Origin of the sequence: Faecalimonas umbilicata (assembly GCF_004346095.1) — a bacterium.
GTDB lineage: Bacteria > Bacillota > Clostridia > Lachnospirales > Lachnospiraceae > Faecalimonas > Faecalimonas umbilicata.
The window spans coordinates 19242-40294 of sequence record NZ_SLZV01000012.1 but is presented as its reverse complement, the minus strand read 5'-3'; the positions used below and the strand labels follow the sequence as shown (position 1 = coordinate 40294).

The window sequence follows — 21053 nt, the reverse complement described above, 5'->3', positions numbered from 1 at the left end:
AGGAAGTTAAAAAAAGTGGCAATGCTTATTTTATACTGTACTTTTAGAAAGGGACGTATTATAATGTTTACTAGATATTGTTTAGAGAAAGGAAATAGATACTATATGGGCGGCACGAATGATAAGAGAAGACGCCAAGGATCTGGGAACAGACATGCAGACGGGCGTGTAGATGACATCGAATACTTCTCCTATCGTCTGGATGATGGTCCGGATGAGGAGAATATAGAAGAGATAGAGAAGAAAGAAAAGAAAAGAAAGAATCCGCGGCCGCGTGCCCAAAGATCTGATCTTCAGAAGGCGCAGTTTACGGCTGAACTTCCAAAAGAGATACGGACACAAAAGGCAACGAATCTTGCGCGGAAAGAACTACAGAAACAGCATGGACAGAAGCAGCATGAGCAGAAGAGAACGCATCAGGAAGAATCTGTCAAAAAGAATTCCCAGCACAGGGAGGAGAGCAGAAGATCTTCTGAGATGCAGCTGAAACAGAACGCGAAGAACTCATCAGGAAGCCATTCAGCAAAGCAGAATCATCAGAAAAATGGCAAAAGCAGCGAGAAGAAAGAGCAGATGAAGAAGAAGGCATTGTTTATCGCAGGAGGGGTTCTTGGAGCGGCAGCGCTTGTTTACCTTGGATTTGCTTTCTATTTTACAAAGCATTTTTATTTTAATACAACCATCAACGGAAATGATTTTTCAGGTAAGACAGTAAAAGAAGCAGAGTCTTATATGGAGAAGCAGGTACAAGGCTATACACTTACCTTAAAGGAAAATGATGGCGGAACAGAAGTGATCAGTGGAGAGGATATTTCTCTGGAATATCTTCCAGGAAAAGAACTGGAGAAGATTGTAAAAGATCAGAATGCGTTTCTGTGGATCCGGGCATTGTTCCAAAAGGGAAGCGCAGAGGCGAAAGTGGATGTCCAGTACGATGAGGCGGCATTAGATGCATTGATCAGTGGACTTCAGTGCATGAAGCCGGAGAATCAGACACCGTCAGTATCTGCGAAGCCGACATTTGACGGGAATACATTCGTGATTACAAAAGAGGTAGAGGGCACACAGTTGGATCAGGAAGTCTTCCGCCAGAAGATCAAGGAGAAGATCAGTGGATTCCAGCATGAGATGGATCTGGAAAAGGAAGGCTGCTATCTTAAGCCGAAATTTACTGAAGATTCATCTGAAGTTGTGGCGGCGAGAGATAAGATGAATTCGTACCTCGGAGGAACAGTCACTTATCAGATGGGAGCGACTCCGGAAGGAATCGACAAGGCAAAGCTTGCAGAGTGGATTACAGTCGATGAGAATATGAATGTCACATTTACGACAGATGGGATTTCTGCATATGTAAGGGATCTCGCATCCAGGTATGATACAGTAGGAAAGACGAGAAGTTTTACGACACCAACCGGCAAAGCTGCGACTGTATCTGGCGGTACATACGGATGGAGTATCGATGAGCCGGCAGAGATTGAGCAGTTGAAGGCAGATATTGCCGGAGGAAAGCCGGTACAGAGAGAGCCTATCTATGAAAAACGTGCTGCGTCATTTGGTGCGACAGACTGGGGCAATACGTATGCAGAAGTGGACTTATCTACTCAGCATATGTGGTATATCCAGAATGGAAATGTAGTGTTGGAGACAGATATCGTATCAGGACTTCCGACGCCGGATAGGATAACACCAGAAGGGGTCTACGATGTACTTTATAAAGAAAGTCCGTCTATTCTTGTCGGAGAGAACGATCCGGAGACAGGAGAACCAATTTATAAACAAGAAGTAAGATACTGGATGCAGTTTACATGGAGCGGAGTCGGATTCCACGATGCGGACTGGCAGCCGGCATTTGGGGGCAGTCTGTATCAGAGTGCCGGTTCTCATGGATGTATCAATATGCCGATTGATAAGGCGGGGCAGCTGCTGAACTTGATCAGTGCAGGAGTTCCGGTCATTTGTCATTATTAAGTCAGAGGAGAAAAAGAATGTATCAATTAATAAAAAGAGATGGTCTTGCCAAAAGAGGGAGACTGAAAACAGTACATGGTGTGATCGAGACGCCGGTATTTATGAATGTGGGAACAGCAGCAGCGATCAAAGGTGCTGTCTCCACAGAAGATCTTCAAGGGATTAAGACACAGGTAGAGCTTTCCAACACGTATCATTTACATGTGCGGCCGGGAGATGAAGTAGTAAAAAAACTCGGGGGACTGCATAAATTTATGGTGTGGGATAAGCCGATTCTGACAGATTCAGGTGGATTTCAGGTCTTTTCTCTTGCAGGATTGCGAAAAATCAAAGAGGAAGGCGTATACTTCCACTCCCACATTGATGGAAAGAAAATTTTCATGGGACCAGAGGAGAGTATGCAGATCCAGTCCAATTTAGCATCCACGATTGCGATGGCGTTTGATGAATGTCCGTCCAGTGTGGCAGACCGCAACTATATCCAGCATTCGGTAGATCGCACAGTGCGCTGGCTGGAGCGCTGTAAAAAAGAGATGGCAAGGCTGAATAGTCTGGAAGATACGATCAACAAGCAACAGATGCTGTTTGGAATCAATCAAGGTGGTATTTATGAAGATATCCGCATCGAACATGCGAAACGGATTGCGGAACTTGATCTGGATGGTTATGCGCTCGGAGGACTGGCAGTGGGAGAATCCCATGAAGACATGTATCGGATCATTGACGCGACAGTTCCATATCTTCCACAGGACAAGCCGACTTATCTGATGGGAGTTGGAACGCCGGCAAATATTCTTGAGGCGGTTGACAGAGGTGTTGATTTCTTTGATTGTGTTTACCCAAGTAGAAATGGAAGACATGGGCATGTTTACACGAATCATGGAAAGATGAATCTGTTCAATGCAAAATATGAGCTGGATGATAGACCGATCGAGGAAGGGTGTCAGTGTCCGGCCTGCCGCAAATACAGCAGAGCCTATATCCGCCATTTGCTGAAAGCAAAAGAGATGCTTGGTATGCGTCTGTGCGTGCTGCATAATCTGTATTTCTACAACAATATGATGGAAGAAATCCGCACAGCGATCGAGGAAGGAAGATATAAAGAATACAAGAAGCAGAAACTGGAAGGATTCACACGCGGACAGATATAAACAAATCATAAAATTTCTAAAAATAACTTGATGTCTCAGCAGAAATTGTGTATCATAGCAATAGTGCTTAATTGAGAAGTAGGAGGAATTTAGTATGAATGGTTTATTAGCGTCAGGTGGAGCTGGTGGAATGTTTTCCATTATCTTAGTGTATGCAGTACTGATCGGAGGTATGTGGTTCTTTCTGTTCCGCCCGCAGAGAAAAGAGCAGAAGAGAATTCAGGCGATGGTTGCTTCTATGGAAGTAGGAGATACAGTATTGACAACAAGCGGATTTTACGGTGTACTGATCGATATCACAGACGATGATGTGATCGTAGAGTTTGGAAATAACAGAAACTGTCGTATCCCAATGCAGAAATCTGCAATTATTCAAGTAGAAAAAGTAAACGAAGAATAATTAGAATACCTTTCATTTTGGACGGAAAACTGTCCGGAATGGAAGGTATTTTTTGCTTCGAAAAGGCGTATGAAATGTGCGGGAAATACGATTGCAGTCTGGTGGGAAATTGTGTATACTGAAAAGAGAAAAAGTGTTACAAAAGTTTAGGGGGTACAAAATTTATGAGGCAGATAAAGCGCGTGCGCAAGCGGGAACGCGTTAAAAAGAAACTGATCAGCATTGTAGTTCTTTGCCTGCTGTCGGTCATACTTTTCAGTACGGCAGCGGCTTCTGAAAAGAGTGGACTGGCAGTGATTTCTATGAAGGCGAAGTCAGAGACGATGTACCAGGACAGTGAACTTCCAAAGTTTTCTGTGGATATTCACGGGGAAGGTGCGATGAAGACTACGTTAGATGAAAAAGAGCAGTATACGGCGCAGCAGTTTATGGAAAGTCTGACAGAGGGGAAAGACTATACGCTGGAATGTGAATCGGACGGGACAAAAGAAGGAACCTTTCCGGTCAAAATAAAACTCTCAGATGATTTGCAGAAGAAACTAGAAGGGGAACTGTCTCAGTCTGTATTTTTTGAGACACGGGATGGTACGTTGACTGTAAAAAATAAATATGGAGAGTGGGACGGGAAGAAGTTTCAGCAGCCGGACGGAACTTATGTGCAAAATGGATGGGTAGAAGATGACGGAGAGAAATACTATTTTGACGGGGAAGGAAATCTGGTAACCGGAGAACTGCGGATAGGTGTCAAAACTTATCGATTTGCAAAAGATGGAAAACTGAAATCCGAAGAGAGTTCTATTGATCCGAATAAACCTATGCTTGCACTGACATTTGATGATGGACCAGGCAAGCGGACCGGGGAATTGCTGGATCAATTGGAAAAATATAATTCACGAGCAACTTTTTTCATGCTTGGGCAGAACGCACAGAACAATGGAGAGCTGATCAAGCGAATGGCAAAGCAGGGATGTGAACTTTCCAACCATTCGATGACACATGCAAACTTATCTACGATGGATCCTGCGGGAATTTTAGACGAGGTGGATGGTACGAACAGAATCATCAACGGATTTGTTGCAAATGGCACTACAACACTTCGGCCGCCTTATGGGGCAGTCAGTGACACACTGAAACAGACTGTGAAAATGCCATTTATTATGTGGTCCGTGGATACACTGGACTGGCAGACAAAAAATGCAAAAGCGACGGTAGATAGTGTGCTGAATACCGTGAAAGATGGAGATATCGTATTGATGCATGACATTCATTCCACGACGATCGATGCTGCACTGGAGTTGATTCCAAAGCTTGTGGAGCAGGGCTATCAGCTTGTGACAGTCAGTGAACTTGCCGAGGCAAGAGGAGTCGTATTGGAGAATGGTCATCAGTATTATTCCTTCCCACCGGGAGCCGCAGAGTCTGGGGAAGCAAAAGTACAGCCACAGGAAGAGGTATTTGAAGGGGAGTATCACCACGAAGAGGTGAACGAACAGCAACAATAAGCTGCTTCTTTCCGTGAGGGTATGAAAAATAATTGATAAAGAGAAAAGTGTGGCAGTTAGATAAAACGAAGAGGGAGATACACGTTGATTTGTGTGATCTCCCTCTTTTGATACATCGTGGTGGATGCAGTTTTTGTTATCTTTTTTTATAAGTTTCCAACAGTCTGTGGATTTTATCGGTTGGATTTAATACGGAACCGATGGAAATGTCGTGATTCAGGGAATCAATGATCAACGCAAGGAACTTACTCATATCTGCCACAACAAAATATGGCTTTTCAGAAGCCTCTGCAGGCAGGTAAGTGAGGTTTGTCGTGATCACGCGATCGATGTACCCTTTCTCATAGTATTCATCAAATTTTCCCAATCCTTCTGTGAAAAGTCCGAAGGTTGTGCAGATAAATACGCGGTTTGCGTGGCGGTCTTTTAACTGTTTTGCCACGTCTAACATACTTTCTCCGGAAGAAATCATATCGTCGAGGATGATCACGTCTTTTCCACTTACGTCATCTCCGAGGAATTCGTGGGCAACGATCGGATTTTTCCCGTTGACAACTGTAGAGTAATCTCTTCTCTTATAGAACATACCCATGTCTACGCCGAGCACGTTTGAGAAATAGACAGCTCGGTGCATCGCGCCTTCGTCCGGGCTGATGATCATCAGGTGATCCTTGTCTACTTTTAAGTCGGATTCTGCACGGAACAATGCTTTCATGAACTGATATGCAGGGCTGAAGTTGTCAAATCCCTTCAGTGGGATTGAGTTCTGCACACGCGGGTCGTGGGCATCAAAGGTGAGAATATTGCTGACACCCATATCGATCAGTTCTTCCAGTCCGAGGGCACAGTCAAGAGACTCTCGCTTTGTGCGCTTATGCTGGCGGCTTTCATAGAGGAATGGCATGATCACATTGATGCGGTGCGCCTTTCCGGTAGCTGCGGAAATGATACGTTTCAAATCCTGATAATGGTCATCCGGGGACATGTGATTTAAATGTCCGTTGACAGAATAAGTCAGGCTGTAATTGCACACATCTACCATGACAAATAAATCTGAACCGCGGACAGATTCGTGGATCATTCCTTTTGCTTCTCCTGAGCCGAACCGCGGGCAGGAAGTTTTCAGAAGGTAACTGTCCTTTTTGTAGTTTGCATAAAGTGCAGAAGACTGCATGGATTCCAGTGCACTTTTCCGGAATGTCACGATGTAGTCGTCGACTTTTTGCGCCAGCGGCAGACAGCTTTCCAGTGCTGCAATGCGAAGCGGTGCCGCCGGAAGAGTTTTTTCTAATAATTGAATATTTGGCATAATGGCCTCCGTTAAAAAATTTATTGACATTTCATTTATATCACTTTTTGATCTGTGGGGCAAGAAAGAGGTGTAAAAAATTGCTTTTTCCTTAAAAATCTAGTATGATAAAAGGAAGCCAGAAACAAATATGGCAGAAAACGCATGTTTCGAAAGAGATGTAAAAATTTTGACGAAATACAGGCGGTATTTGTTTGGAAGTAGTAGAATTAGGAGAAGACAATATGAAACATAGACATATCATCCGTTCCGTGGAGGACGGAAGTATTGCGTGGGAACTTGGCGTGGAGCCGGGGGACTGCCTGATCAGTATCAATGACAAGGAAATCGAGGATGTTTTTGATTACCATTATCTTGTAAATGACGAAGAACTTGTACTTCTGATCGAGAAGCCGGACGGAGAAGAGTGGGAGCTGGAGATTGAGAAGGACTATGAGGAAGATTTGGGCATCGAGTTTGAGCAGGGGCTGATGGACGAGTATCGTTCCTGCAGAAATAAATGTATGTTCTGCTTCATTGATCAGATGCCGAAAGGAATGCGAGAGACACTTTATTTTAAAGATGATGATTCCAGACTCTCCTTCCTGCAGGGAAATTACATCACGCTGACAAATATGAGTGATCATGATATTGACCGGATTGTACAGTATCATCTGGAGCCGATTAATATTTCCTTTCATACAACGAACCCGGAACTGCGGTGTAAGATGCTGCACAACCGGTTTGCGGGGGATGCACTGAAGAAGGTACAGACACTCTATGAGGGCGGCATCACGATGAATGGGCAGATCGTGCTCTGTAAAGGAATCAATGACGGCGAGGAGCTGGAGCGGAGTATTCGTGATATGACGGCATATCTGCCACATTTGCAGAGTGTATCGGTCGTTCCGGTTGGATTGACAAAATTCCGCGACGGACTGTATCCGTTGGAGCCATTTACAAAAGAAGAGGCGAAGGAAGTGCTTGCGATCATTCACCGCTGGCAGAAGAAAATCTATGAGGAATATGGAACACACTTTATCCATGCAGGAGATGAATGGTACATTCTTGCCGGGGAGGAGATGCCGGAGGAAGAGCGTTACGACGGTTACCTTCAGCTGGAAAACGGAGTCGGCACTACAAGACTTTTGCAGAACGAGTTTCAGGAGGCATTTGAGCAATTGTCCGGGGATGACAGAGAGACAGAGATTTCCCTGGCAACCGGAAAACTTGCGTATCCGTATTTAAAAAGAATGATCGAGACACTTCAGACAAAATATCCAAATGTGATTGTCCATCTCTATGAGATTCGAAATGATTTCTTTGGAGAGCTGATCACTGTAGCGGGACTGATCACCGGGCAGGATCTGAAGGCACAGCTTTCTGGCAGACCGCTTGGAAGCAGATTGCTTCTGCCGTGCTGTATGTTAAGAAACGGCGAAGAAGTATTTCTTGATGATGTTACCTTAGATCAGCTGAAAGAGGCTTTACAAGTGCAGATAGATATTGTAAAATCAAGCGGACAAGATCTCATCGAAGCAGTTCTGGATGAGAAGATATAGGTGACTTGTCAGAACAAAGACAAAAGAAAATAATAAAATAAGACAGATATAGGAGTGAAACTATGAGTAAACCAGTAGTTGCCATCGTAGGAAGACCGAATGTAGGGAAATCTACATTATTCAATGCGCTGGCAGGAGAGATGATTTCCATCGTGAAAGACACGCCGGGAGTCACAAGGGACAGAATTTATGCAGAAGTAACATGGCTTGATCGGGAATTTACACTGATTGACACAGGCGGGATCGAGCCGGACAGCAAGGATATCATTCTTGCACAGATGAGAGAGCAGGCACAGATTGCGATTGATACTGCGGATGTGATCATCTTTATTACGGATGTCAGACAAGGACTTCAGGATTCGGATTCCAAAGTGGCAGATATGCTGCGCCGTTCTGGAAAGCCGGTCGTATTAGTTGTCAATAAGGTGGATAGCTTCCAGAAGCTGATGGCAGATGTGTATGAATTTTACAATCTGGGAATCGGAGATCCAATCCCGATTTCTGCATCCTCAAGACTTGGACTGGGAGATATGCTAGATGCAGTCGCTGCACATTTTCCGGAGCATTCTGCAGAGGAAGAAGAGGATGAGAGACCTCGGATCGCGATTGTCGGAAAGCCGAATGTAGGAAAATCTTCGATCATCAATAAGCTGGTCGGAGAGAACCGTGTGATCGTTTCCAATATTGCAGGAACGACAAGAGATGCCATCGACACAGAGATTACATGGAATGGAAAAGAATATGTCTTCATCGACACAGCAGGACTTCGTAGAAAGAATAAAATCAAAGAAGAACTGGAACGATACAGTATTATCCGTACGGTGACAGCTGTGGAGCGGGCAGACGTCGTCTTAGTTGTGATCGATGCGGTGGAAGGTGTCACAGAGCAGGATGCCAAGATTGCCGGAATCGCTCATGAGCGCGGCAAAGGTGTGATTATTATTGTAAATAAATGGGATGCCATTGAGAAAAATGACAAGACGATGTATGAGTATGAAAAGAATGTCCGTCAGGTATTGTCATACATGCCGTATGCAGAGATCATGTATGTGTCTGCGAAGACGGGGCAGCGCCTTCCAAAACTGTTCGATATGATCGATATGGTATTGGAGAATCAGACACTTCGTATTTCGACCGGAGTACTCAATGAGATTATGATGGAAGCCGTTGCGATGCAGCAGCCGCCGTCAGATAAAGGAAAGAGACTAAAACTTTACTATATTACGCAGGTGGCAGTAAAGCCGCCGACCTTCGTCATTTTTGTCAACGATAAGGAACTGATGCACTTCTCTTACACACGCTATCTGGAAAATAAGATCCGCGAGGCGTTTGGATTTAAGGGAACCTCGTTAAAATTCTTTATCCGCGAGAGAAAGGAGAAAGACCGATAATTATGGAACGTTTGGTCTGTGTGATCATAGGATATGTCTGCGGGCTGTTGCAGACGGGGTATCTCTATGGAAAATGGAAACATATTGACATCAGGCAGCATGGAAGCGGTAACGCCGGAACGACAAACACACTGCGGACATTAGGATGGAAAGCGGGAATGATCACGTTTCTCGGAGATTTTTTAAAATGTGTGCTGGCAGTGTGGATCGTACATATACTTTATAGTCAGGCTTACCCGGAGGAATTAGCACTTCTTTCCATGTATGCAGGAATGGGCGCTGTGCTCGGACATAACTATCCGTTCTATTTAAAATTTAAGGGCGGAAAGGGGATTGCGGCGACCGCAGGGTTGATTTTTGCGACAAATCCGATGATGATGCTGATCGCGGCAATCGTTTTCTGGGTAATCGTCGGAATTACCAGATATGTTTCTCTGGGATCTCTTACAATTGTTGTGCTGTTTGTTGTAGAGGTTGTTGTATATGGACAGCGCGGAGGATTTGGACTTTCTCAGGCACATCTGTATGAGATGTATGCGATCGCAGTCTTTTTAATGTTGTCTGCATTTTATAAGCATAGGGCAAATATCAAAAGACTGTTAAATGGAACGGAAAATAAGTTTGGTGCAAAGAAGAAACAGGAGGACTGATTATGGCAAAAGCTGGAGTATTGGGCGCAGGAAGCTGGGGAACAGCACTTGCATTACTGTTGGATAAAAACGGGCATGATGTGACGGTATGGTCGATCGATCAGGCAGAGGTGGAGATGCTTGATCGTGAGCGGGAGCACAAAAGCAAGCTGCCGGGAGTGAAACTTCCGCAGACGATGAAATTTACCAATGAGATTCAGGAAGCAATTACAGATCAGGATTTCATGGTGCTTGCGGTGCCTTCTCCGTTTACGAGGGCAACTGCAAAGAAGATGGCTCCGTTTGTGAAAGAAGGACAGAAAATCGTCAATGTGGCAAAGGGAATCGAGGAAAGCACACTGATGACACTTTCTGAGCAGATTGAGCAGGAAATTCCACAGGCGGATGTGGCGGTATTGTCCGGTCCGAGCCATGCGGAAGAAGTCGGAAGATGTCTTCCGACGACTTGTGTCGTAGGGGCGCGTACAAAAGAGACTGCCGAATATCTTCAGAAGATGTTTATGAATGAAGTCTTTCGTGTCTATACAAGCCCGGATATTCTCGGGATCGAGCTTGGCGGCTCGCTGAAAAATGTCATTGCGCTTGCTGCCGGAATTGCCGATGGACTTGGATACGGGGATAACACGAAGGCTGCTCTGATCACGAGAGGAATTGCAGAGATCGCACGCCTCGGGGTGAAGATGGGTGGAAAGATCGAGAGCTTCACCGGACTGACCGGAATCGGAGATCTGATTGTGACTTGTGCAAGTGTGCACAGCCGGAATCGGAAAGCAGGTTATCTGATCGGTCAGGGAAGGACGATGCAGCAGGCGATGGATGAAGTGCAGATGGTTGTGGAAGGTGTCTATTCTACAAAGGCAGCCGTAAAGCTTGCACAGAAATATGAAGTGCAGATGCCGATCATTGAGCAGGTCAATGCAGTTCTCTTTGAAGGAAAGAGCGCGGCAGAGGCGGTAAAAGAACTGATGCTCCGAGATGGAAAGACAGAACATTCGGATCTGCCGTGGGAAGCATAAGATATTTGAATATTGAAAGAGAAAAAGGATTTCAAACTGTTTTTAGTCAGCAGTGGAATCCTGAATAAAATAAAACTCCTTTTCGTCAAAAGAAAATGAAAAGCAATTCATTTCTTGACGAGAAGGAGTTTTTCGTTGTACCGGATATAGGGATGACCTGATCAGGGAAAGCCCGGTCACAGGTGCGATCAACTTATTTAGGCTTCAGCTTCTTTTATCTTTGTCAGTCTGTAGAATGCGATTCCGCCAAGACTGTTTCCGGCAATTGCCACGAGCAGTGTCAGAAGATAGTCTGCCGGAGAACTTGAGAGTGCGAAGAAGAACATGTTCGCTACACAGTGTTCAAATCCGGCGAGGATAAAGACTGCCACGCACAAAAAGACGGCCAGAGTTCCTAAAATATTTGGAAGCTTTTTAAAGGTTCCGACTGCAATGGACATCAGTATTCCACAGAAAATCGCAAGGATGAATGTGCTTAACAGATTGTCAGACAATTTTAGTTCCACGGCCGGAGCAACTGCTTCTTTTAATTTTCCTGCAAGGCGTGTCTGAAGTACGAGAAACGCAAAGAGGTTGGTACCGATGAAATTACCAATCAGTGTCAGAAGTATTTCTTTCCAGTTCTCTTTTGAGAGATAGCCAATCTTACCGGTATATAAGTTCAACTCGAAATTGATGATCGTAAACAGTCCGAGACCGAAGAGGAATGCAGCGACGATCTTATTGTCCATATTTAAGTAGACAGTTCCGCCAAAGCCGATCAGAAATCCTCCGATGATAGATTTTTTTAATGTTGTCAAAATATTCATGTTTCACCTCGTTTGTAGTTATTCCGCAATATTATAGCATAAAAATGCTTTAGGAAAAAGAAAAAAATAAATAGAATAGCGGAGATTCTAAAACTGGCTTTTTTTGCATAGATTGTATCAGCATAGCAAGGGGGTATTCTTATGGAGACGTTTCATTTATACAAAGACATTGAGGCAAGGACAAATGGGGAAATTTATCTGGGCATTGTAGGACCGGTGCGTACTGGAAAATCAACTTTTATCAAACGATTTATGGACTTGCTCGTACTGCCGAATATGACCGATGCAAACAGTCGGGCGAGGACGAGAGATGAACTGCCACAGTCTGCATCAGGGAAGACGATTATGACAACAGAGCCGAAATTTGTCCCGAAGGAGGCGGCAGAGATCCAGCTTTCACAGGATGTGAAGGCAAAAGTGAGACTGATCGACTGTGTCGGCTATATGGCGGAGGGGGCAACCGGGTATATGGAAAATGATGCGGAGCGGCAGGTGAAGACACCATGGTTTGACCATGAAATCCCATTTACACAAGCTGCGACCATCGGAACAAAGAAGGTGATCCATGAACATGCAACGATCGGGATTGTAGTAACGGCGGATGGGAGTTTTGGGGAGCTAAAGCGGGAGAGTTACGTTGCACCGGAGGAAAAGACGATTCGAGAGCTGCAGTCGATCGGGAAACCGTTCATTGTGCTTGTCAATACACAGAAGCCATATAGTGAAGAGACAAAAAAGCTTGCTGCATCTATTGAAGAAAAATATGGAGTCAGTGCACTTCCGGTCAATTGCGAACAGCTTCGGGAAGATGACATCCATCATATTATCCGACAGATTTTATTTGAATTTCCAATTGCAGAGGTGGAATTTTACATACCAAAATGGGTGGAGATGCTGCCGATGGATCATAAGATCAAGGCAGATCTGCTCGTACATGTAAAAGAAATCATGGCCGGGCTTCAGACAATCCGGAATGCAGCGGACGGACTGCCAAAGATTGATAGTCCTTACATTGAAGAGGTCAAGATTGATGAGATTCAGATGGATACCGGAAAAGTGAAGATTCGGATGGAACTGGCAGAGACATTTTATTATGAACTGCTCAGTGAGCTGACTGGAACGAAGATCGGCGGAGAATATGAGTTGATTGGAACGATGAAAAAACTTGCCCAAATGAAAGAAGAGTATGAGCAGGTCAAAGACGCGATGGATGCTGTGCGCCTCAAAGGATATGGGGTTGTCACACCGAAGAGGGAGGAAATCCATCTGGAAGAACCAGTTATCATCAAACAGGGCAGTAAGTTTGGCGTAAAGATTCATTCAGAAGCGCCGTCCATCCATATGATCCGTGCAAATATCGAGACAGAGATTGCACCAATCGTAGGAAGTGAGAAACAGGCAGAGGATCTTGTGCGCTATATCAATGAGACGAGCGCATCAGCAGAGGGAATTTGGAATACAAATATTTTCGGCAAATCGATCGAGGAACTTGTCACAGATGGAATCCGTGGGAAGATTACAAAAATCACCGACGAAAGTCAAGTGAAGCTTCAGGATTCCATGCAGAAGATTGTCAATGACAGCAATGGGGGAATGGTTTGTATTATTATTTGACACATTGATTTTTCCGGCGGTTTTTGTTAAGTTAGAATTTAGAACATGACAGAAATCAAAGGAGGGAACAGACATTGCGGTTATTACTTGCAGAAGATGAAAAGGCACTGGCAAAGGCGCTGAAGGCGATTTTGGAGAGAAGCAATTATTCGGTAGATGCAGTCTATGACGGGGAAGCGGCTCTGGAATATATGGCAGCCGGTAATTATGATGGGATTATTCTTGATATTATGATGCCGAAAAAGGATGGATTGACTGTTTTAAAGGAGATTCGAAAAAAAGGAAGTAAGATTCCGGTTTTGCTGTTGACAGCAAAAGGAGAAGTTGATGATAAGGTAGAGGGACTTGATGCGGGAGCGAATGATTATCTGACAAAACCCTTTCACGCAAAAGAGTTGTTGGCACGGCTGCGGGCAATGACAAGAGTACAAATGGAATCGGAAGATTCACAGCTGAAAGCGGGAAATGTAACACTGGATCGAGCGACATTTGAATTGACCACACCAAAAGGAAGTATCAGGCTTGCGAATAAAGAGTATCAGATGATGGAATTTCTTATGAGTAACCCAGGACATTTAATTTCCTCCGAGCGATTCTTTGAGAAAATTTGGGGATATGACAGTGAGGCGGAACTCAATGTTGTCTGGGTATATCTTTCCAATTTGAGGAAAAAACTTAGTTCCCTCGATGCAGATATTCAGATCCGGGCGACGAGAAATGCAGGATACTCTTTGGAGGAACTGAAATGATCGGGAAACTGCGGATGAAATTGATTGCAGCATCGATGTTGTCACTTCTTGCTGTACTGCTCTGCATCGAGGGTGTAATCGGTGGGATAAACTATAAAAAAATTGTGGAAGATGCTGATCGAGTGTTGGAAGTACTCGGAGAAAATGAAGGAAGGTTTCCTCAGACAGATCTCTTTGCAGAGAAAAAAAAGAAAGAAGCCCCGGTGGATAATGATCCTTTTCTGTCTCCAGAGCTTCCATATGAGTCGAGATATTTTTCGGTTCTTCTAGACCAAAAGGGAGAAGTGCTTGCATCTGATACTGGAAAGATTGCCATGATCGACAGCAGTACTGCGATGAAATATGGAATGGCGGTGTGGGAGAGCGGAACTCTGAGTGGGTTTGTCGAGGACTACCGCTACAAAGTATTTCAAAGTGGGGAGCAAAGAAGAATTGTTTTTCTGGATTGCAGAAGAAATTTGTCTACTTTTCGAAATTTTGTCGTGACAGCGGTTGGAGTTTCTGTGTTGGGACTTGCGGCAGTACTGATTTTACTTATCTTTTTGTCGGCACGCATAGTGAAACCTTTTTCAGAGACTTATGAAAAACAGAAAAGGTTTATTACCGATGCAGGGCATGAATTGAAAACTCCGCTTGCGATCATACAGGCAGATGCTGAAGTGCTAGAGATGGATCATGGAGAAAGTGAATGGCTTCGGGATATTCAGATGCAGACGGAGAGGATGGCAGCTTTGACCAATGACCTGATTCTTCTTGCACGTATGGAAGAAGAGAAAAAAGAATTTGTGACAGAAATCCAAATTTCCGATATGGCAGAACAGGCACTTGCTGCTTTTCAGGCCCCTGCAAAGCTTCAGAAGAAATATCTGGAAGGGGAAATCGAACCGTCCCTTCAGATGAAAGGGGAGGAGAAAGCGATTGAAAGACTTTTTAGTATCCTGTTGGACAACGCAGTTAAATATTCTGAGGAAGGAGGAAATATTTTTCTACGGCTGAAAAAGCAAAAAAGCAAAATTTGTCTGTCGGTCTATAACACGACAGATCAAATAGGAAAAGAACAACTGGAACATCTGTTTGACCGCTTTTACAGAACAGATCAGTCACGCAATTCGGAAACAGGGGGATATGGACTGGGACTTTCCATTGCAGCAGCTACAGTATCCGCACATAGGGGAAAGATCAGTGCATTTACAGAGGATGGAAGATCACTTTGGATCACAGTTACATTTCCAATCTGAGTTTTGCTAAATTTCATAAATGTAGATGGCATGCCGTCTTGGTGCAGAAGCACTGAGGCGGCTTTTTGATACAGTGAATCATACATATCTGGCCAGTTGCTAATGGAGGTGTTCTGTTTTTTAAGTAGATTTAAGGTTCGTCTGCTATAGTTGATCCATCACAAGGAAAAGGAGAAAAATTTATGACATATCAGACAACTTTTAAGCGGTATGAGCTGAAATATCTGCTCACAAGGCAGGAAAAGGAGAAAGTGTTAAAAGCAATGGATCCATATATGCAGATAGATCACTATGGAAGAACAACCATCCGGAATATTTATTTTGATACAGATACATTCCGATTGATCCGCCGTTCTCTGGAAAAGCCGGCATATAAGGAAAAACTAAGAGTGCGGAGTTATGAGACCGCAGATCCGGAAGATGAAGTCTTTGTAGAATTGAAAAAGAAATATGACGGAATTGTCTATAAACGAAGGCTTACACTTCCGGAGAAGATAGTCAGGGAGAGCTTTGAGCGCAGGAGAGATCTTCCGGTTAAGTCACAGATTGGAGAAGAAATCAAGTATTTCCGGCACTATTATGGGCAGTTAGTTCCAGTAGTCTTTCTGACTTATGAGAGAGAGGCATATTATTCTCTGGATGGCAGTGATTTCCGGGTGACATTTGATGAAAATATACTTTACCGGGAGGATGATGTTTCTCTGGGAAGTGAAATTTATGGGAAGCCACTATTGGAAAATGGGCAGACACTGTTGGAAATCAAGACATCCGGGGGCATTCCTCTTTGGATGAGCCGAACGTTGAGCAGTAATCATTTGTTTAAGACATCCTTCTCTAAATATGGCTCTGCGTATATGCAGATGATGAACAAGAATGCAAAGGGAGGTGTGCGCTATGCTTAATCAGATGTTTCGCGGGATTTTTGATACGGATATGACAAATGTGATTGCTGTGCAAGACTTTCTGCTCTGTGTAGGATGTTCTCTTGTAATCGGTTTGATCCTGGCAGTTGCGTATATGTGTGGGACACGGTATACAAAAAGCTTTGTGGCAACACTGGCCATACTTCCGGCCGTTGTCTGTGTTGTGATCATGATGGTAAATGGAAATGTAGGAACTGGGGTAGCGGTCGCAGGGGCATTTAGTCTTGTGCGGTTCCGGTCGGCTGCAGGCTCCGCAAAAGAAATCGGAGCAATCTTTCTGGCTATGGGAACTGGGCTTGTCGCGGGGATGGGCTATCTTGGGTATGCATTTCTTGTAGCGGTGCTTCTTGGAGGAGTGAGTCTTCTTTACCATCGACTGGACTTTGGAGCAGGAAAAAAACAGGATCGGTATAAGACAATGCACATCACGATTCCGGAAGATCTTGATTATTCCGGAGTGTTTGATAAGATTTTGCAGAAATATACGACAGAATGTGAACTTGTTCAAGTAAAGACGACAAATATGGGGAGCTTGTTCCGCTTAACTTACAATTTGACACTGAGAAGTAGGGATCAGGAAAAGGAGATGATCGACAAGCTGCGATGCAGAAATGGCAATTTGGAGATTACGGTATCAAAGCAGGAGACGATTATCGGAGAATTATAGGAGGTGCGCAATGAAAAAAAGAAGAATCATATTATTATGGCTGTTTGCAGGAATGCTTCTAGTGCCGGGATGTACTTTGAAAAATGCAGAGGCATCCTCTGAAAACCAAAGTGATACTGCCACCAATTCTGAGGAACAGACAGTGAAAGATATTTCAGAAATGTTTACAGACCGAGATAAGGAGATCGGTTACGATGAGGAAGATAGTGCATTGATCACGCTTGCGGATAACGGCACACTCTGTGATTCAGATGCGGTGCAGATTTCAGAAAATACAGTCACGATTACAGAGGAAGGAACTTACATTTTGTCGGGAACACTATCGAATGGAATGATTATCGTAGATGCCGAGGACACCGATAAGATTCAGATTGTTTTAAATGGTGTAGAGATTACAAGTGCACAGTCAGCGGCAATTTATGTCCGTTCAGCAGATAAAGTATTTCTCACGACGGCATCCGGATCAGACAACATATTGACTAATGGAGGAACTTACACGGCGATTGATGATAATAATATCGATGCGGTCATTTTTTCAAAAGATGACCTGACATTAAACGGCGCCGGAACATTGAAGATCAAGGCGGAGGCAGGACATGGAGTTGTGTCAAAAGATGACCTTGTACTTACAAGTGGTACTTATGACATTACAGCGGCATCTCATGGACTTTCCGGGAAGGACAGTGTGCGGATCCTAAGTGGAACTTTTACGATCACGTCAGGGAAAGACGGCATCCATGCGTCAAATACAGATGACAGCAGCCTTGGATTTGTCTATCTGGCGGACGGCAGTTTTAAAATCACGGCACAGGACGACGGAATCCATGCAGATTCTTCTACAACGATTCTAGGCGGGGAAATAGAGATTGCCCAAAGTTACGAAGGGATTGAAGGGTTGAGCATCGATATTACAGGTGGAAATATCTCTGTAACTGCATCAGACGATGGACTGAATGCGGCAGGCGGAAATGACAGCAGCGGTTTTGAAGGCACAGGTGGAGATCAGTTTGCGGCAACAGAAGGAGCTTACATTCATATTTCCGGCGGCGTGATACATGTCAATTCCGAAGGAGACGGGATTGATTCTAATGGAGATCTGACCGTGTCAGGCGGAGAAACTTATATATCCGGTCCGGTCAATGATGGAAACGGTGCATTAGACTATAATGGAGAAGCGGTCATCAGCGGAGGAACCTTTGTTGCGGCAGGTTCTTCCGGTATGGCGCAAAATTTTGGAAGTTCCTCCACACAGGGCACAGTGCTGGTATCAGTCGGATCACAGGAGGCAGGCAGTGTTGTTTCTCTTCAGGACAGTGATGGAACAGAACTTATGCAGTGGGAACCGGATAAAGTATACACATCTGTGCTGATCAGCTGTCCGGAACTTACAAAAGACAGTACTTACACGGTATCGGCAGGGACATACAGTGAAGAAATCACGCTGGATACTCTGATCTATGGAAGCGGTCAGATGCAGGGCGGACCGGGGAATCCGGAGCAGAGAGAAATGAAAGGAACGCCTCCTGATATGGACGAAGGAAATAAGCAGGGGACACCTCCTGACCGAAACGGAGAAAATAAGCAGGGAGGTCCGGGAGAAGCAGGAGAAAATCAAGGAAGTTCTTCAGATACAGGAGACAGTATGTAAGCAGGAGGGCTTTTGAGGAGAGGAGGACATCAGAAAATAGAAAGCAGAAAGAAGAGGTGATAATTGTATGAACAGCAGAAAAATTGCATTGATACCTGCCTATCAGCCGGAGGCGGGTCTGCTGGAACTGGTCCGAAAGATCAGAGAAAAGGGATTGGAAGTTGTCGTTGTGGATGATGGGAGTTCCAGGGAAAAGCAGGGGCTGTTCCGAAAGCTCGAGGAAGAGGCGACAGTGTTAAGACATGACAAAAACAGAGGAAAAGGGCGGGCATTAAAGACCGGATTCAACTATATTCAGAACAGCGTATCGTCAGATTATGTCATAGTGACGGTCGATGCGGATGGGCAGCACAAACCGGATGACGTGAAGAAAGTGTGCGCAGCGGGAATGGAAAATCCGGGACAGCTCATCCTGGGAAGCAGGAAAATGAAAGGGGATATCCCGCTCAGAAGCCGGTTTGGGAATACGGTGACCCGCATCGTCTACCGGCTTGCAACGGGGATGAAGGTGTACGATACGCAGACAGGGCTGCGGGCATTTGACAGAAAAACTGCACACAGATTTGCGCAGGTTGAGGGGGAGCGTTACGAATATGAGATGAATGTGCTGCTCCAATGTGCGCGTGAGAAGATTCCGGTGCGGGAGGTGGAGATTGAGACAGTCTATATAGATGAAAACCGGACCTCTCATTTTGACACGATCAAAGACTCCGTACGTATTTACAAAGAAATATTGAAATTTTCAGCAGTTTCTTTCGGCAGTTTTCTCATAGACTACGGGATTTACAGTGGGATGCTCTGTCTGACAGCCGGTATGCTGCCGGACAGTGCCAGAATCATTTCCAATGTTACAGCAAGAATTGTCAGCGCAGGGGTAAATTATACAGCAAACCGGAACATTGTCTTCCAAAGCAATGAAAAGGTGGTGCAGTCATCGGGAAAATATCTGCTGCTTGTCGTTCTGATCCTTGTGGCGAACACTGCTCTTTTAGAAATTTTTGTGAGACGGCTTGGGATGAATCAATATGTGGGAAAAATCTGTGCGGAGTTGATCTTATTCATTGTGAGCTGGTTTGTACAGAGTCATTTCATTTTCCGAAGAAGGGAGGATGCGCATGGAACGGTTTTTAAAAAAGCATAGGTGGGAATTGATCTATGCCGTGTTCCTGACTTCGTTTACCATTTATCTGGGACTGGATACGTTTGTGTTGAAAAAAGTTTATGCAACTGTGGAAAAGCAGACCAGCACAGAGACCGACAGCAAAATAGCAGAAACAGAAGAAAGCAGTGCGGAGGCGACAGTATCCGACAGCACCTACAAAGATGAAAATATAGAGGTTGCCATATCACACATGCGGGAATATGACACTTCTATCTATGTGGCGGATGTCATACTTTCTTCGCCGGAATATCTGCAGACTGCGCTGGCACAAAATGTGTACGGGCGGAATGTGACAGAGAAGACATCGGAGATTGCAGAAAGTGCAGGAGCGATTCTTGCGATCAACGGGGACTATTATGGGGCACAGGAGTCCGGCTATGTGATCCGGAACGGCGTGCTGTACCGGGATACGGTAAGGGAAGGACAGCAGGATCTGGTTATCTATGAAAATGGAACGTTTGGGATTATTTCGGAGGAAGATGTGACAGCGGAGGAGCTTCTGGCAAACAATGCAAAAGAGGTGTTGTCATTTGGACCGGCGCTCGTTGCTGACGGCGAGGTCGCGGTAACGGAAGAAGATGAGGTCGGAAAAGCGATGGCGAGCAATCCGCGCACAGCGATCGGAATCATAGATGAACTCCACTATGTCTTTGTCGTCTCAGATGGAAGGACAGAGGAGAGCGAAGGGCTTTCGCTTCTGGAGATGGCAGAATTTATGAAAGGACTGGGAGTGACGACGGCATATAATCTGGATGGCGGCGGATCTTCTACACTTTACTTTAACGGAGAGATCATTAATCAGCCGACCACAGACGGAAAAAGCATTCGGGAGAGGAGTGTGAGTGATATTGTCTACATCGGATACTAGACTGCAGAACACTATTTTCGGTTATCTGGCTGTCACGGCAGCCTGCGTCCTGCTTGGCGCCGTCTATGAAACATTCAGTCACGGAGTATTTTCCTATTATATGATCTATGCGTTTGCATTTCCGCTGGCAGGCGGTGTGATTCCTTTTTTTCTTCTCCAATTCTTTCATAGGGAAGTTCCGGAAAGAAAAAGCCTCAGGCGGTATCATGAAGGAATAGCGGCGCTGACCACTGGAAGCTTTTTTACGGGGGCGCTGGAAATCTATGGAACGACAAATGGACTTACCGTTGTTTACTGGATTGTGGGAAGCGCACTTGTATTCTGTGGAGCGGCCGGCTATGTGCTGGAGCAAAAACGGAAAGGAAAGCGAGAATCAAAACAAGCATAAAAGCCGAAAACAGCTGTTGTAAAAAGCTGAAAAATTTAGTAAAATAATCTCAAAAGTGC

The 21053-nt window shown here is 44.8% G+C and carries 19 protein-coding genes; 17 read left to right on the top strand and 2 right to left on the bottom strand.

Going from position 1 to position 21053, the window contains the following annotated elements; all coding sequences use genetic code 11:
• The first annotated feature begins 63 nt into the window (after positions 1-63).
• From EDD74_RS06970 to EDD74_RS06955, 4 genes are all read left to right on the top strand, one after another.
• On the top strand, positions 64-1968 hold the full coding sequence (locus tag EDD74_RS06970; RefSeq protein WP_242990144.1) for a L,D-transpeptidase family protein: 1905 nt from the start codon (positions 64-66) through the stop codon (positions 1966-1968).
• Between the two features lie 17 nt (positions 1969-1985).
• Complete coding sequence (tgt, locus tag EDD74_RS06965) at positions 1986-3119, top strand: tRNA guanosine(34) transglycosylase Tgt (protein ID WP_008976121.1); 1134 nt, start codon at positions 1986-1988, stop codon at positions 3117-3119.
• 94 nt (positions 3120-3213) lie between these two features.
• The gene (yajC, locus tag EDD74_RS06960; RefSeq protein WP_008976120.1) at positions 3214-3519 is read left to right on the top strand and encodes a preprotein translocase subunit YajC; all 306 of its coding nucleotides are present in this window, start codon (positions 3214-3216) and stop codon (positions 3517-3519) included.
• A gap of 164 nt (positions 3520-3683) precedes the next feature.
• Positions 3684-5021, top strand: coding sequence for a polysaccharide deacetylase family protein (locus EDD74_RS06955; RefSeq protein ID WP_116441864.1), 1338 nt, complete (start codon positions 3684-3686; stop codon positions 5019-5021).
• Positions 5022-5157: 136 nt separating this feature from the next.
• On the opposite strand, the gene EDD74_RS06950 is transcribed toward EDD74_RS06955, so the two are convergent.
• Positions 5158-6330 (bottom strand): ribose-phosphate pyrophosphokinase, encoded by a 1173-nt coding sequence (locus EDD74_RS06950; RefSeq protein WP_008976118.1) that lies wholly within the window; start codon positions 6328-6330, stop codon positions 5158-5160.
• Between the two features lie 224 nt (positions 6331-6554).
• Between EDD74_RS06950 and EDD74_RS06945 the strand changes: the two genes are divergently transcribed.
• From EDD74_RS06945 to EDD74_RS06930, 4 genes are all read left to right on the top strand, one after another.
• Positions 6555-7871, top strand: coding sequence for a DUF512 domain-containing protein (locus EDD74_RS06945; RefSeq protein WP_174704851.1), 1317 nt, complete (start codon positions 6555-6557; stop codon positions 7869-7871).
• Between the two features lie 62 nt (positions 7872-7933).
• Entirely contained in the window at positions 7934-9262 is a 1329-nt protein-coding gene (der, locus tag EDD74_RS06940) for a ribosome biogenesis GTPase Der (RefSeq protein WP_008976116.1), read from the top strand.
• Between the two features lie 2 nt (positions 9263-9264).
• Positions 9265-9912, top strand: a complete 648-nt coding sequence (gene plsY, locus EDD74_RS06935) for a glycerol-3-phosphate 1-O-acyltransferase PlsY (protein ID WP_008976115.1) — start codon at positions 9265-9267, stop codon at positions 9910-9912.
• A gap of 2 nt (positions 9913-9914) precedes the next feature.
• Positions 9915-10928 carry an NAD(P)H-dependent glycerol-3-phosphate dehydrogenase gene (locus EDD74_RS06930; RefSeq protein ID WP_008976114.1) on the top strand — a complete coding sequence of 338 codons (1014 nt, stop codon included), beginning with the start codon at positions 9915-9917 and terminating at the stop codon, positions 10926-10928.
• A gap of 197 nt (positions 10929-11125) precedes the next feature.
• Here the strand turns inward: EDD74_RS06930 and EDD74_RS06925 are convergent, their stop codons facing one another.
• Entirely contained in the window at positions 11126-11737 is a 612-nt protein-coding gene (locus EDD74_RS06925) for a formate/nitrite transporter family protein (RefSeq protein WP_008976113.1), read from the bottom strand.
• A gap of 141 nt (positions 11738-11878) precedes the next feature.
• Between EDD74_RS06925 and spoIVA the strand changes: the two genes are divergently transcribed.
• From spoIVA to EDD74_RS06880, 9 genes are all read left to right on the top strand, one after another.
• On the top strand, positions 11879-13351 hold the full coding sequence (gene spoIVA, locus EDD74_RS06920) for a stage IV sporulation protein A (RefSeq protein ID WP_008976112.1): 1473 nt from the start codon (positions 11879-11881) through the stop codon (positions 13349-13351).
• A gap of 74 nt (positions 13352-13425) precedes the next feature.
• Positions 13426-14100, top strand: coding sequence for a response regulator transcription factor (locus EDD74_RS06915; protein ID WP_008976111.1), 675 nt, complete (start codon positions 13426-13428; stop codon positions 14098-14100).
• Positions 14097-15338, top strand: coding sequence for a sensor histidine kinase (locus tag EDD74_RS06910; protein ID WP_116441865.1), 1242 nt, complete (start codon positions 14097-14099; stop codon positions 15336-15338). The genes EDD74_RS06915 and EDD74_RS06910 overlap by 4 nt, the downstream gene beginning before the upstream one ends.
• A 182-nt stretch (positions 15339-15520) precedes the next feature.
• Positions 15521-16240: a polyphosphate polymerase domain-containing protein gene (locus tag EDD74_RS06905; protein WP_008976108.1), complete on the top strand. Its 720-nt coding sequence runs from the start codon at positions 15521-15523 to the stop codon at positions 16238-16240.
• Positions 16233-16928, top strand: coding sequence for a DUF4956 domain-containing protein (locus EDD74_RS06900; RefSeq protein ID WP_008976107.1), 696 nt, complete (start codon positions 16233-16235; stop codon positions 16926-16928). The genes EDD74_RS06905 and EDD74_RS06900 overlap by 8 nt, the downstream gene beginning before the upstream one ends.
• A gap of 10 nt (positions 16929-16938) precedes the next feature.
• Positions 16939-18576: a carbohydrate-binding domain-containing protein gene (locus EDD74_RS06895; RefSeq protein WP_116441866.1), complete on the top strand. Its 1638-nt coding sequence runs from the start codon at positions 16939-16941 to the stop codon at positions 18574-18576.
• A 67-nt stretch (positions 18577-18643) separates the two neighbouring features.
• The gene (locus EDD74_RS06890) at positions 18644-19717 is read left to right on the top strand and encodes a bifunctional glycosyltransferase family 2/GtrA family protein (RefSeq protein WP_116441867.1); all 1074 of its coding nucleotides are present in this window, start codon (positions 18644-18646) and stop codon (positions 19715-19717) included.
• Entirely contained in the window at positions 19692-20606 is a 915-nt protein-coding gene (locus EDD74_RS06885) for a phosphodiester glycosidase family protein (protein WP_116441868.1), read from the top strand. The genes EDD74_RS06890 and EDD74_RS06885 overlap by 26 nt, the downstream gene beginning before the upstream one ends.
• The gene (locus EDD74_RS06880; RefSeq protein WP_132038441.1) at positions 20581-20994 is read left to right on the top strand and encodes a hypothetical protein; all 414 of its coding nucleotides are present in this window, start codon (positions 20581-20583) and stop codon (positions 20992-20994) included. Before EDD74_RS06885 ends, EDD74_RS06880 begins: the two co-directional genes overlap by 26 nt.
• Positions 20995-21053 lie beyond the last annotated feature (59 nt).

Bases quoted from the DNA above. Each gene is read 5' to 3' on its own strand.
- EDD74_RS06970 (WP_242990144.1), top strand. From the start codon at position 64: ATGTTTACTAGATATTGTTTAGAGAAAGGAAATAGATACTATATGGGC.
- tgt (WP_008976121.1), top strand. From the start codon at position 1,986: ATGTATCAATTAATAAAAAGAGATGGTCTTGCCAAAAGAGGGAGACTG.
- yajC (WP_008976120.1), top strand. From the start codon at position 3,214: ATGAATGGTTTATTAGCGTCAGGTGGAGCTGGTGGAATGTTTTCCATT.
- EDD74_RS06955 (WP_116441864.1), top strand. From the start codon at position 3,684: ATGAGGCAGATAAAGCGCGTGCGCAAGCGGGAACGCGTTAAAAAGAAA.
- EDD74_RS06950 (WP_008976118.1), bottom strand. From the start codon at position 6,330: ATGCCAAATATTCAATTATTAGAAAAAACTCTTCCGGCGGCACCGCTT.
- EDD74_RS06945 (WP_174704851.1), top strand. From the start codon at position 6,555: ATGAAACATAGACATATCATCCGTTCCGTGGAGGACGGAAGTATTGCG.
- der (WP_008976116.1), top strand. From the start codon at position 7,934: ATGAGTAAACCAGTAGTTGCCATCGTAGGAAGACCGAATGTAGGGAAA.
- plsY (WP_008976115.1), top strand. From the start codon at position 9,265: ATGGAACGTTTGGTCTGTGTGATCATAGGATATGTCTGCGGGCTGTTG.
- EDD74_RS06930 (WP_008976114.1), top strand. From the start codon at position 9,915: ATGGCAAAAGCTGGAGTATTGGGCGCAGGAAGCTGGGGAACAGCACTT.
- EDD74_RS06925 (WP_008976113.1), bottom strand. From the start codon at position 11,737: ATGAATATTTTGACAACATTAAAAAAATCTATCATCGGAGGATTTCTG.
- spoIVA (WP_008976112.1), top strand. From the start codon at position 11,879: ATGGAGACGTTTCATTTATACAAAGACATTGAGGCAAGGACAAATGGG.
- EDD74_RS06910 (WP_116441865.1), top strand. From the start codon at position 14,097: ATGATCGGGAAACTGCGGATGAAATTGATTGCAGCATCGATGTTGTCA.
- EDD74_RS06905 (WP_008976108.1), top strand. From the start codon at position 15,521: ATGACATATCAGACAACTTTTAAGCGGTATGAGCTGAAATATCTGCTC.
- EDD74_RS06900 (WP_008976107.1), top strand. From the start codon at position 16,233: ATGCTTAATCAGATGTTTCGCGGGATTTTTGATACGGATATGACAAAT.
- EDD74_RS06895 (WP_116441866.1), top strand. From the start codon at position 16,939: ATGAAAAAAAGAAGAATCATATTATTATGGCTGTTTGCAGGAATGCTT.
- EDD74_RS06890 (WP_116441867.1), top strand. From the start codon at position 18,644: ATGAACAGCAGAAAAATTGCATTGATACCTGCCTATCAGCCGGAGGCG.
- EDD74_RS06885 (WP_116441868.1), top strand. From the start codon at position 19,692: ATGGAACGGTTTTTAAAAAAGCATAGGTGGGAATTGATCTATGCCGTG.